General features: G+C 57.4%; 11 protein-coding genes. 6 read left to right on the plus strand and 5 right to left on the minus strand.

Annotated features, from left to right (window positions below; translation table 11 throughout):
- Positions 1-88: 88 nt before the first annotated feature.
- Both BB347_RS13855 and cysE read left to right on the plus strand, forming a co-directional pair.
- Positions 89-757: a metallophosphoesterase family protein gene (locus BB347_RS13855; RefSeq protein ID WP_076583206.1), complete on the plus strand. Its 669-nt coding sequence runs from the start codon at positions 89-91 to the stop codon at positions 755-757.
- 195 nt (positions 758-952) lie between these two features.
- On the plus strand, positions 953-1,468 hold the full coding sequence (gene cysE / locus BB347_RS13860) for a serine O-acetyltransferase (protein ID WP_076583208.1): 516 nt from the start codon (positions 953-955) through the stop codon (positions 1,466-1,468).
- A gap of 91 nt (positions 1,469-1,559) precedes the next feature.
- On the opposite strand, the gene BB347_RS13865 is transcribed toward cysE, so the two are convergent.
- Complete coding sequence (locus tag BB347_RS13865) at positions 1,560-2,006, minus strand: hypothetical protein (RefSeq protein ID WP_076583210.1); 447 nt, start codon at positions 2,004-2,006, stop codon at positions 1,560-1,562.
- A gap of 169 nt (positions 2,007-2,175) precedes the next feature.
- Positions 2,176-3,981, minus strand: coding sequence for an AAA family ATPase (locus BB347_RS13870; RefSeq protein WP_076583211.1), 1,806 nt, complete (start codon positions 3,979-3,981; stop codon positions 2,176-2,178).
- A gap of 1,619 nt (positions 3,982-5,600) precedes the next feature.
- Here BB347_RS13870 and BB347_RS13875 point away from each other — a divergent pair.
- The 4 genes from BB347_RS13875 (at position 5,601) to BB347_RS13890 (ending at position 9,007) form a co-directional block, all read left to right on the plus strand.
- Entirely contained in the window at positions 5,601-6,239 is a 639-nt protein-coding gene (locus tag BB347_RS13875) for an Era-like GTP-binding protein (protein WP_076583213.1), read from the plus strand.
- 6 nt (positions 6,240-6,245) lie between these two features.
- Positions 6,246-6,647 (plus strand): DUF2073 domain-containing protein, encoded by a 402-nt coding sequence (locus tag BB347_RS13880; RefSeq protein WP_076583214.1) that lies wholly within the window; start codon positions 6,246-6,248, stop codon positions 6,645-6,647.
- The gene (locus tag BB347_RS13885) at positions 6,647-7,705 is read left to right on the plus strand and encodes an OapC/ArvC family zinc-ribbon domain-containing protein (protein ID WP_076583216.1); all 1,059 of its coding nucleotides are present in this window, start codon (positions 6,647-6,649) and stop codon (positions 7,703-7,705) included. Before BB347_RS13880 ends, BB347_RS13885 begins: the two co-directional genes overlap by 1 nt.
- 519 nt (positions 7,706-8,224) lie before the next feature.
- Positions 8,225-9,007 carry a DUF7089 family protein gene (locus tag BB347_RS13890; protein ID WP_076583217.1) on the plus strand — a complete coding sequence of 261 codons (783 nt, stop codon included), beginning with the start codon at positions 8,225-8,227 and terminating at the stop codon, positions 9,005-9,007.
- Positions 9,008-9,048: 41 nt separating this feature from the next.
- Here the strand turns inward: BB347_RS13890 and BB347_RS13895 are convergent, their stop codons facing one another.
- From BB347_RS13895 to BB347_RS13905, 3 genes are all read right to left on the minus strand, one after another.
- On the minus strand, positions 9,049-9,630 hold the full coding sequence (locus BB347_RS13895; protein WP_076583219.1) for a DUF7090 family protein: 582 nt from the start codon (positions 9,628-9,630) through the stop codon (positions 9,049-9,051).
- A 106-nt stretch (positions 9,631-9,736) separates the two neighbouring features.
- The gene (locus tag BB347_RS13900; protein ID WP_076583221.1) at positions 9,737-11,356 is read right to left on the minus strand and encodes an ABC transporter permease; all 1,620 of its coding nucleotides are present in this window, start codon (positions 11,354-11,356) and stop codon (positions 9,737-9,739) included.
- 152 nt (positions 11,357-11,508) lie between these two features.
- Positions 11,509-12,678 carry an extracellular solute-binding protein gene (locus BB347_RS13905; RefSeq protein ID WP_076583223.1) on the minus strand — a complete coding sequence of 390 codons (1,170 nt, stop codon included), beginning with the start codon at positions 12,676-12,678 and terminating at the stop codon, positions 11,509-11,511.
- Positions 12,679-12,841: the final 163 nt, after the last annotated feature.

Consider the following 12,841-nt stretch of genomic DNA (forward strand, 5'->3'; position numbering starts at 1 on the left):
AATTACTGGGAGTGGGAGTAAGGCACGGCGAGTTCAATGGGCGTTCGCCCGGCGAACGTACAAACTGCTCAAGACCGTACACCCGGGTATGAACGTCGGACTACTCTCCGACATCCACGGCAACCGGATCGCTCTCGAGGCGGTGCTCGAGGACATGCCGTCAGTCGATCGCCTGCTGTGTGCCGGTGACGTCGTCGGCTACAACTCGTGGCCGGCGGCCTGTGTCGACGTACTTCGCACGCGAGACGTGCCGACAGTGATGGGAAATCACGACGCCGCAGTCGTCGACGAGGCTCCGTTTCAGTTCAACGGAATGGCCCGCGCTGGCGTCGAACACGCGACGGACCAGCTCTCCGATGATCAGTTGGGGTGGCTCGAATCGCTGCCGACCGAACGACTGGCGTGTGACGGACGAGTGAAACTCGTCCACGGCCATCCTGACGACCCGAAGCGCTACACTCGCTACACCTATCCCAAGGAATTCTCGCCGGGGCTCCTCGAGGACGAAGACATCCTGGTTCTCGGCCACACGCACGTCCAGGGCGTCGAGCGCTTTCGCGAGGGAATCGTCGTCAATCCAGGCAGCGTTGGTCAACCGCGAGACGGAGATCCACGAGCGGCCTACGCGGTGCTTGACCTCGATCACCTGACGGTCGACACGTACCGTGTGGAGTACGACATCGAATCGGTCCAGACGGCAGTTTCCGACGCCGATCTCCCGACGCGAATCGGGTCGCGACTCGAGCGCGGGAAGTAATTCGCTCGGGGCGCGGAAACGAACCCTTTTAGGTGATTTCGTCGGAACGGATGGATATGAACACCACCGGCAAGAGTATTGAAATCGGCTGGAACGACCACACTCGCGTCGACAGCCGGTGGTGTCACTCGTGCGGTCGAACGAACGTTCCCAGTGCACATCACACTCCAGCGACCGCGACCTCCCGGGAGGAAAATGCTCAGCCGGCTTCGTGAAGACGTCCGCACGATGTGCGAGCGTGACCCGGCTGCAACCGGGTCCCTCGAGGTCGTCTGTTGTTATCCTGGGTTGCACGCCGTTTGGGCCCACCAGTTCGCCCACTGGCTCTGGACGCGCGACGTGCGAGTTCTCGCCAGGTTCCTCTCGCATCTCGTCCGCATAGTGACCGGCGTCGAAATTCATCCCGGTGCGACGATCGGGCGACGCGTGACAATCGACCACGGAATGGGCGTCGTCATCGGCGAAACAGCCGAAATTGGTGATGACGTACATCTTTACCACGGCGTTACGCTCGGGGGCGATCGGAACGAACCAGTCAAACGACACCCGACGGTCGAAGACGAGGTCCACATCGGGGCGAACGCGACGTTACTCGGTGACATCACGATCGGTGAAGGTGCAGCCGTCGGTGCAGGCTCGGTCGTCACGAAAGACGTCGACGCGAACACGACCGTTGCCGGCGTTCCAGCCGAACGCGTCGACGAGGAGTAACCAAACGGCTCAGAGAGAAACAGCACTCGAGTACGCTGCACCCGAATAACAGACGACAGTCGCCTAACGCATCAACCGACGGTACAGCGGGTTATTCGTCGGTCTCGATCTCGAGTCGAAGCGCATCCCCATCTTGGATCTCGTAGGAGGTCGGATCGACTGACTCGTCGTCGGCGAGAAAGTCGATCGACGTCGGAGACTCCGACCCGTCGTAGACAGTGTCGTCTATCGTCACGACGTGGTCGTCGGCTTCGGTTTCGTACTCGAAGTGAGGAAGGAGATCGATTCCGGTTGCGAACGTTACCGGTTCCTCACCTTCCATGTACCACTGATCGTCGTGTTCGTGGAGGTGAAAGTCGATCGAGTGATCGTCGGCGTGTTCCGCCTGATATCGATCGGCGGAAAGGTCGTGTGGTTCGCCGTCGATGACGACATCGAGTTCTCCTCGTTTATCGATCGCATCGTCTTCGAAAAGTGTCGTACAGCCAGCCAGTGGTAGTAGACTCGAGCACGCGACGAGAACTGCCCGTCTGTTCATACGAGAGCGGAGGCAGTCGCAGCATATCGGTGCTTCGTTGTCCGCCGATAGCCCCCTATTTCGACTGGACAGGGGAGACGTGCGAGCTCTCGACAGGAACGACGTTGCTGTTCGTCGGTGTATCGATCGAGGGAGACCCGAGTACGCGTTTCCCTCACGGGGAACGTAGTTAGTTTTCGAATCGTGCCTGGACGAACGGCTGAACTTCGTCGATATCGCTGAGGCGGGAATCCGAGAGTAACACGGCCTCCGTCTCACCGAGCGGAACGGAGAGACTGATCTCCTTCGTTCGACCGTATCGTCCCTTCGAGACGACGACTGCGTTCACGATACCGAGCATATCGAGTTCACTGATGAGGTCCGTCACGCGGCGTTGGGTCAAGACGTCTGCGTCGATCTCTTCACAGAGGCGCTTGTAGATGTTGAACACTTCGCCAGTGTTGATGCTGTTGACGCCGTTTTTCTCGAGTAAAATGATCGCGAAGAGGACGAGTTTGCTCTGTGTCGGCAGCGTCCGAACGACTTCGACGACTCGGTCGAGTTCGATCTTGTCCTGTGCCTGGCGGACGTGTTCTTCGACGATCGTCTCCGTCTGAGATCGTTCCGCTAACTCGCCTGCCGTGCGAAGCAAATCGAGCGCTCGCCGTGCGTCACCGTGTTCCTGTGCGGCGAATGCAGCACAGAGGGGAATAACGTCGTCCGAAAGTGCACCTTCTTTAAACGCAACCTCCGAGCGGTGCTCGAGGATATCACGCAGTTGATTCGCGTCGTAAGGTGGGAAAACGATCTCTTCTTCGCCGAGTGAGGATTTGACGCGAGGATCGAGAAAGTCGGTGAACTTCAGATCGTTCGAGATACCGATAATCGACACGCGCGAGTTCTCGAGTTCGGAGTTCATTCGCGAGAGGTTATACAGCGTATCGTCGCCGCTTTTCTCCACGAGTTTGTCGATCTCGTCGAGCATGATGACGACGACGCGTTCGTCGTAATCGACGGCGTCGAAAAAGACGCTGTAGACGCGGTCTGTCGGCCATCCAGTCATCGGAACTTCCTCGAAGGATTCCTTGTCGTCTTCGAGTTCGGCGATTCGATCGTCGATATCCTCGCTCGTTTCGAACGGCGTCGACTCGAGTGGGTGTGGCGATGATTCCGCCGTGGCCGGTGTGTCGGAACCCGCCACCGTCGACTCGGTAGGTTCCCCCTTCGTTTCAGCTGGAACCGCGGAAGGGTGTTCGGAGCCATCGCCCGACGATGCGTTCGGAGTAGCTCGATCATCGGTGTGGGTATCAGTTTCCGATGATTCGTCGGTAACAGCGTGCGCATCTACGTCATCTGGCGATCTCAACTCCGTGGGTGTCCCCCCGGATGTATCGTCGTGGTCCGCCGTCTCTGAGAACAACGTCTCCGACCCGGTGTCAGTTCCAGCGGAAACGTCGGGGTCCGACTGAGACGCTCGATCGTACTCCTCGAATGCCTCTTTGAGCGCCTCGAGGTCGTCGATTCGGTCGTCGATGCGTTCTTTGTTCTTGTCGATGAACTTGTTCGCGAGTTGCGCGAGCACGCGATACTGCGTATCAGTGACTTCACAGTTGATGTATTCGACGTCACAGGGAACGCTATACTTCTGGGACGTACTCTCGAGTTCTTTGCTGACAAATTTTGCACTCGCAGTTTTCCCAGTGCCAGTTTTCCCGTAGATGAGAATGTTCGAGGGTGTCTCCCCGCGCAACGCTGCGACGAGAATCGTCGCCATCTTGTTGATCTGGTCGCTTCTGTGTGGGAGCTCGTGTGGCGTGTAGGAAGGACGAAGCACTTCCTTGTTCTCGAAAATCGGTTCGCCGCTGAGCAGATCGTCGAATAGCCCCTGGCTCGAGTCATTGCCATCGAGATCGGATCGCTCGAGATTCGAGAATCCGTGTGCCTCGTCGGTATCGACGTGGTCTGCGCCTGTGGGTTCTGAATTATCGTCTGACATCCGTCGTACACATACCCCCTTACTTCGAGTGGAATCCAAGACCCAAAATCAGGAATATTGTGGGGTAGATGGCCCATATTTGGTGATCTACTACCAAACGTTCCTAACCGGGGTCCAGTTGATGCAAACGAAACAGAGGAAAACCAGGCTATTAAATTCTTCCCTTCGCTTCAGGGCGAGGAACGAGAGAGTCGACGATTGTCGTCCGTTGAGCGCTAATACGCAAAACCTGCGACCAGCCGAAGACAGACCGACCCATCAGAACCACCTAACACGTCCGTTTCAGGTCGATTGCACACGAACAGTGTTCGACGATCGATGCACTCCGCTTGCACTGTCTCGAGTAGTAGTAGAACGTTACTCGAGTCCCGTGTTTGATTGTGCTAACATCCAACGCAGTGGTGTAACTCACATACCGAGATTGGAGAGAGACTAGCTTGTGGATCGAGCACCGTGCGTATCACACTGTTCTAGTACCAATAAGGGCAATTAGATATTAGAATGAAAGTTCTAGGAATGCTGACGGAGTCTACTCGAGCGGCGAATAAATCGATTTGATTGGACTGTCGAGGACGGAGGGAAAATTCCGTTGGGCGTCCGATAACGGCCGTGGAACCCCCTCTAAACGAGATTGGTTCGTTGTCGGAACCAGTTACGGGAGTGAGTGAAGCCCCCCACCCCTTCGTTTCAGGTGGAGCGCGCCGAAGGAGGGAGGGGGTCTCGAAAGGTCTTCTAAACGGGAGGGTTTTAAGTAGTTAGGTGAAAAACACGGTCCGTAGCACTAGCAAAAACAGATTTTTACTAGATGTATTGGTATTAGTTACTAGACCCTGCTAGAACGGCGTCTCTAGACTGCATGAATTACTAGACTAGTTCTTCTCCACCAAATCACTCCTCTAGAGGCTTCACGTCCGGAACATCAGCAGTATCGTCGTTTTCTCCATCCGGAAGCGACCAGATTCGACGAACGATCCCCCACAGGGGGTCGGACGTCTCCAGTCGAAACGAAGGGGTGGGGGTGATCCCTCTCGAACATTCAGTACCGAGATCCAACCCAGTATATCGATTTTCATGTTGCATGCATTCAATTCCCATGTTGCATGCTTTCAATATTCATGGGTCGGCACGTTATCTGTTCGTAGTATTCGTGGGATATATTCTTAGCATCCATGCCCTGTCATGTCGAATGTTCCTGGTAGTCGTGGGGATGTATCCAGTTTACACGACCGTAACTCCCAGACACGGATCGTTGCTGAACGAAGGTAGCTTCTGCTCTGGACCAGGCGAGCTCCAATCTATCCGAGGTATTCCGTGCTTGTTTCTATCATCGCGCACGAATCGTGACGACGAATGGTGCGCACAAATTGTGGCGACGAACGGTGAGGAGTGACTGCAGTAGCAGAGTGTGAAAGAACGGTGAGTAGCGACTAGAGTAATAGAACTAGAGTGTGAAGGTTGCTTCAACGCATCACTCAACTCTCGAGAATCACATCACGCTACACTGGTACGGTGAATTGTCTATCCGTCTGACGTAGGCTTAAGTAGATTCAGTTTGTAGTACGCGCAGATGCACCCCGCGGTCGCGCAACTGCCACCCGCGGTGCTGGAGGGCCCCAAGGATGGGACTGTTCACAGAACTCAAAACTAGTATCTCTCGGGTTACAGACCGCCTCTTTACGGATGAGGAACCCAAACGAATCGGTATCTACGGTCCACCAAACGCTGGAAAGACAACGCTCGCCAACCGAATCGCTCGAGACTGGACTGGTGACGCGATTGGTGCGGAGAGTCATATCCCACACGAAACGCGTCGCGCACGCCGGAAAGAAGATGTTCAGATCGAACGTGAGGGGAAGTCGGTAACGATCGATATCGTCGATACGCCTGGTGTGACGACGAAAGTCGACTACGAGGAGTTTACCGACGAGATGGAAGAAGACGATGCGATCCGTCGCTCCCGCGAGGCCACCGAAGGCGTCGCAGAGGCGATGCACTGGCTTCGTGAGGACGTCGACGGCGTCATTTACGTGCTCGATAGCGCAGAGGATCCGATCACGCAAGTCAACACGATGTTGATCGGGATTATCGAATCTCGCGATCTCCCGGTGTTGATCTTCGCAAACAAGATCGACCTCGAGGACTCGAGCGTCAAACGGATCGAAGACGCGTTCCCACAGCACAAGACCGTCCCGCTCTCGGCGAAAGAAGGCGAGAACATGGACGAAGTGTACGAAAAAATTGCGGAGTACTTCGGGTGAGCAACGATGCCACACGCAACTAACGCAGACGACCCAGACACACCCGACGGTGTCCAGATCGACTTGATCAGCGGCGAACGAATGGATAGTTTGGCCTCGATGGAGAAGATCCGGATGATCTTGGATGGCGTCCACGAGGGGAACATCGTTATTCTCGAGGAAGGACTGAGTCCTGACGAAGAGAGTAAACTGATCGAGGTGACGATGTCCGAAATCAGTCCCGATGAGTTCAACGGGATCGAGATCGAGACGTATCCAAAATCCTCGACACGCGATTCCTCGTTGCTCGGTCGGATTATGGGTAACAACGAGTCTGCAGCAAAGTTGACTGTTATCGGTCCTGCAAATCAAATCGAAACGCTCCACAAGGATGAAACGCTGATCAGTGCCCTCGTGTCCCGAGACTAATGCCACACGAATGTACGAACTGCGGTCGCACATTTCCCGACGGTTCCAAAGAGATGTTGTCGGGGTGTCCAGACTGCGGTGGAAACAAGTTCCAGTTTGCACCGTCTGGACAAGCGACGAGCAACTCGGCTCACTCGAGTGAGGCGTCAGCGGGTGCTACCGAGAGTGCTGGTGACGCGTCCTCTCCGTCTTCGTCTTCTCCCACCGGAACCGTCGGGCGTGCTGCGAAAACAGTTCGTGGCTGGGTTTCCTCGGAGTCGGATACCGCAGACGATGCTCCACCGGTCTCGAGCGAATCGCCGCCAACGACGAGCGAAACGCCACAAGCCTCGAGCGAATCGTCACCAGAACGATCGCCGCAGTCGAGTACACCGAGCCAACGCGATTCGTCACAGCCACAGCCCCAATCGTGGCCCGACGAGGCCAAACCGGACAACCCGTCCGAAGAGTCGACGACGGAGGAATTTACTGCGTGGCCCGAAACAGCTCGTCGACCCGAAAACCGGTCGGATGCCCCGTCGGATGGGGATCGGGGTGCACCGGAAACACAGGGGTCGGCGTCGGCCACCCCGGCTTCGAGTCCAGCGTCGTCTGAACCCTCGAGTGACGGCAACGAGCGTACACCCGAAACGAACGCCGAACCAACTCCAACTCGAGCAGACGGGACGATTGTTGCCGACGACGAGGATACGGCACAGGCCGATGCTCGGAGTGAAGTCGTCTCGAGTAACGATCTTCCGGAAACGGATCACCCGTCTCCAGATACACGAGATGGTGCGTCTCATCCACAACACGCAAACGCAGCCTCGAGCGATGCGCAGCCACCGAGTGACGGTCGTGTCGTCAGCGAACCGACGGGAGAGCAACCGTCGATCGAAGAACTCCGCGCGGAACTCAACGAACAATTCGAGAGTATCAAGATCGTGAGTCCGGGACAGTACGAACTCAACCTCATGGAACTCTACAATCGCGAAGAGTACATTATCTCGCTGCAAGAGGACGGCCGATACGTTATCGACGTTCCCGATTCCTGGCGAAACGACGAAGACGAGGAGTAATTTCGTGGGTTGGGTCTTTCGGGTAGCCCGTTAGTCGAGTTCACCGGGTAGTCCAGTAGTAGCGTTCGGCCTGTTTGAGTGCCACCGGGTACGACCGTGACCAACGAGTCTCTCGAGGGAGTCGATTCCGAAACCAGAGCGTTTGGATTCGGTTCGCTCAGGCTCTCCTTAACAGACCCCTCTGTTGCAACTCCAGAACCTCACTTCTGGCGGCATACGACGGGACTATACAGAATACATACTCCAGTTGAAATGAAGGTTTTCCAATGGTCTCACCCGTTTCGTTTTCCGAAGGGATCTAAGCGGACGCCACCCCTGCTCTGGGGATCGTCTCAAATCGGTGCCCGTGAGTCTCGTTCGCGATGGAACTCGTCGGGGATCGGTAGGCGAGACAGATGGATTTAAGCGACGCGGTCGAGTTCAGTAGCGTATGAGCACTCCAACCAAGGTCGTTCTCACCACGATCACCGTCGCAGCACTCCTGTCACTGTTGGTCGTCTTCCAGACTGTTCTCGTCTGATGTTCCAGACTCGCGACCTCTCGAGTTCGGTCGAGTCCGTTCGTGAGTCCTACGCGCCGACAGTTCGCGTCCTCGAGTCGGATCGAGACTTCGAGACGATTCCGCCCACACAGGCCGAAGATCTCGGTCTCCTCGTCGATTCGCTCGAGCCGGCGAGTTATCCTGCCGAGTGGCTTCCGAACGACGCCCCGACGTTGCTCACTCGATACGCGGGTACGGACTTCACGATCGGTATGCCGGGTGATGGAAGCGTCGCGTGGACTCGCCAGAGTGATCCGCCGGTCGTGATTATCAAGCCTCGTGTCGAAGGGTCGCCGGAGGCGTTCGTCGACTTCTTACTCGCCGAGGCGGTCGTCGAGGTATCACTCGGCGTTCCCGAACACTTCCTCGGGTTTTTCGAAGACCAGTATCGCGAACTCGACGACGCGGTCGCACTCGATCCGAACGAGACGTATCAGGTAGCGTCGGCACTATACGATGGATGGGTTGGTCTCCAGACCCGAGCGGAGTTCGCGACGTGGAACGAGGCCCACCCTGCCCTCGCCGACGCGTGGCAGGATGCGGGAACGCGACTCGAGGATCGAGTCTCGGAATTGCCACGGGCCGTCGCCCGGGGTGAGACGGACTTTGCAGATGCAACCGAACTCGCGTGTGCAGCGATCAAACACGCCATCGAACTTCCAGCGCCGTTTGCGGCACTCGATACGAGTGCGTACCGTGATCACGGTGCCGAGTACGCGGTGACATGGGCCGAGAAGACGTTCGATTCTCTCGAGGAGTGACAATTTCTCGAGCGACGAACGCGAAGGACTGGAATTACTAGTTAGTCGAAGTCGGTGTCGATGTGGCCGTCCTCGTCGAGATCGATCGTTCCGTCGAATACGTCACGGAACTGCGCAACGAGTGCCTCGTCGTGGGGGTCTTCCGAGACGTGAAAGAGACCGATTGCGTCGTGTTTCTCGAGCAATTCGACGATCCGTTCGGCGGTTTCGAGAGCTTCCTCGTCGCCGGCGTAGTAGGCGAGTTCGGTGATGGAGTCGAAACTGAGGCGAAGTTTGCCATCGTGTGCCTCGAGGAAGCCGTCGATGTGTTCGACGATGCCGTCGACGTCGTCGGGTGCGGCGACGTAGTGGACGGTGTCGGCGGAGCGTCGGGAGTAGCCGCGTTCGATACTGAGGGTGTCGAGAATCTCGGCACAGTCTTCGTCGACGTCGTAGTACTCGAGTTTTTGTTTGACTTCGCGGGCGGTGGTTCGTGTGGAGATGACGAGGAAGTAGTCGGTGTCGGTTTTGAGAAAATCGGTATCGATGCGGTCCGTTTCACCCGTACTCGGGTGAAGTAACAGTACACCCGTTCCACCCGATACCGTTGCTGGTGTCTCGTCGATTGCAAGCGAATACTCCATTACTGGCCTGAACAACTTTCGGAACCGACTTAATAGTGCGGATCTGTTTGGTGTCGACAACTGACACTCTGTCGTTTCTTCTATCGGTTTGAGTGATCGCGAATGCTCAGTTGAGATCGCTCCCTTCCTGGCGAAGCAAGATGAGCATCGAGAATCCCGAGATGAGGATGAGCAACAGCGACGGGAACGCCGCGTATCGATAGGCGAGGTCGGCTTGAGCCCCCCAGATGATAGAAACTAATGTCTCCATGCCGACGGGACGAAGCATCAGCGTTACTGGGAGTTCCTTCATGGTCGTCAGAAAGACGAGAACACCGCCGGCGACCACGCCGGGCATGATCAGCGGGAGCGTAATTCGTCTGAACGCTTCGAGTCGACTGGCGTTTAGCGTCCGTGCGGCTTCGATCGTCTTCGCGTCTACCTGCAGGACCGACGAACGAACGGTTCCGACGGCCTGTGGCAGGAAGCGAACGACGTAGGCGAAGACGAGCAGCCAGATTCCCTGGCGGTAAAACGAAGGGAGCGTTCTGGTCCCGAGAAACACCAGTGCCAGTCCGATGACGACGCCGGGAACGGCGAATCCGATGTAGGTCGCTCGCTCTAAGATCCGCGATAGTAGCGAGTTCGTTCGGCCCGAGTAGTAGGCGACGGGAAGGGCGAACAGACAGGCGACGAATGCGGCGATCAGGGCGAGGTGGACCGAGTTGAACGCGTAGACCCACTCGAATTCGAGCGACGAGATCGGATCTCCCTGACTGCGAAACAGCCAGTTCGTAAAGATCGCAACCGGAATGACGAGCGTGAGCACTCCGAGCGAGGAGATGAAGCCTATTGCCAGCCACTTCCAGCGGCCGAGGCGGATCACGCTGCCGTTGCTGGGGCCACCGGTTGCGTCTTCGTCACGACCGATACCCGCTTCGATGACGAGGACGATCGCGACGATCGCAATCAACTGCAGCGCGAGCAACGCGGCGTACTCGACGGCGAAGTTGTTGAACTCCCAGTAGATTCGACTCGTGAAGACGCTCGCACCCATAAACGCGGGCGTTCCGAAGTCGGAAATAGCGTAGAGGCCGGCGAGCAACGCACCGGCGGCGATTCCCGGCCTAATCTGTGGAAGGGTGACGCGGCGAAACGCCTCGAGTGGACCGGCGTTCAGGGTTCGTGCGGCGTCGACGATCGAACTATCCATCGACAGCAACGCGGCTCTCGTCGTCAAGAACACGTAGGGGTACGTGTACAGCGTGATGATGAATATGGCCCCCGGGAGTCCGTCGAGGTTCGGAATCGTCGTCCCGAAGAGCGTATCGACCTGCCCGCCGGAGCCGAACATTCCGGTGAACGCGATCGCACCGATATAACTCGGGATAACGAGCGGGAGCGCGGCGACGACGGTCCAGAATCGTGGGTTCGGGAGGTCTGTTCTGGTCGTGAGGATCGCGAGCGGAACGCCGAGTCCAATCGAGAACACGGTCACGAGCCCCATCAAGGCGATACTGTTGATCGTCGTTCCGGCAGTCCGCGAAGAGAAGATGAGGTCGATCGCTCGCGACGGTTCGACCGTAATCGCACGCCAGAGCAACCAGAACATCGGCGAGATGACGAGAAACGCGACGACGGCACTCAGTAGTACCAAGGCGGCCATCGAGCGGTCGGTCACGCCGAGTCGCTTCGAGAGTTCCTCGAGCGACCGCGGAGCGTCGAGATAGTTCGTGAGTGATTTCATTATGGTCGGCTACTCGGTATGTCGAAACCGGCTGTCGCTACGTGCTTTGAGTTAGGTTCACCTAAATCCCCCGAACCGCTCTCGCCCCACTGCAAGTCGAAGGCGGGTAGTTACGATGCCCCCGTAGCGTGTAACAACTCTATTCTCGCGTTTTAGACTTCCATCCCTTCGTCTTCGATGATGTCTCTGGCACCCTGCATGTCCATGTCGAAGTCGCTGAGATCGAATTCGGGTGGGTTGATCTCGTCGAGGTCTGGGAGTTCGTCGACGTAGTCGACGTCCTCGACGACGGGGTACTCGCCGTTTTGTTCCATCATGAGCTCTTGGCCTTCTTCGGCGATCAGGTGACGGACGAACTCCGCGACGAGGTCGGGGTCGCTGACGGCGTTCGTGGCGGCGACGCCCGCGACACTGAACAGACAGCCGGCGTCGTTCTCCGTAAACGCGACGTCGATCGGTGAGTCGGGGTCCTCGCTGATGAGACGGGCGGCGTAGTAGCTGTTTCCGAGTGCGATGATCGGGTCGTCGTCACCGCCTTGCTCGACGGCCGCTGCCTGGTCTCCCCCGCTCGTGAAGAGTTGGGCGTCCTGATCTTCCATCATACCGCGAACCCACTCGCGAGTGTCGTCCTCGCCCTCGAGTTCGACCATCGCCTGGATGAATCCGCGGAAGGTCCCGGAGTTGGGTCGCGTCGAAATGATCCCCTGGAACCGCTCGTCAGTTGCGAATTCCATGATGTCGTCCGGGAAGTCCTCGGGGCCGTCGAACTCCGTCTCATCTAATCGCTCCGTGTTATACTGGATCGCACGGACGCGGCCGGTGACGCCGGTCCAGTAGCCGTCGGGGTCTCGGTAGCTTTCGGGAACACCCTCGACGATATCGTCGGGCAGCGCCTGAACGACGCCCTCGCGCTCTAGTTCGCCGAGCGCGCCGGGATCCTGTGAGTACATGAGGTCCGCTGCGGTGGCGTCGCCTTCCTCGATGATCTGGTTCACGTGGACGTCGTTATCGTCGTAATCGACGCTGACGGAGAGATCGTCGTACTCGTCCTCGAGCGCCTCGAACACGTCGTCGATCTGATCACGGTCGCGACCGCAGTAAATGCTGATCTCCCCCTCGAGATTGCCGAGGTCGTCCCACCTGACGCCACCGGAATCGACCCCGCTCTCCCCTGGATCGGAGTCTGTCAGCGGTGGAGCGTCGTCATCACCAAGACAGCCGGCGAGTCCGGCGAGTCCGGCTACCGAAGCGCTCGTGGCTGCGAGGAACGGTCGACGACTCATCGTAGATCGCTGCGTTTGATCGGTATCGCGCTGTTGCATATCTAGATTTAGGCTGGCCTAAAACACATATACCTTCCGATTAGTTCGAAGTGGTTGCCAAAAAAGTGTGTCAGCAGGAGCTATTGGTTCGGCCTTCGCCCGATGCCCACGGGTTTCGGCCGGCCTAAACCTCTCCACTTTCCTCTTTTTAGGCTGCCCTAAA

The sequence above is a fragment of the Natronorubrum daqingense genome (assembly GCF_001971705.1).
Lineage (GTDB): Archaea > Halobacteriota > Halobacteria > Halobacteriales > Natrialbaceae > Natronorubrum > Natronorubrum daqingense.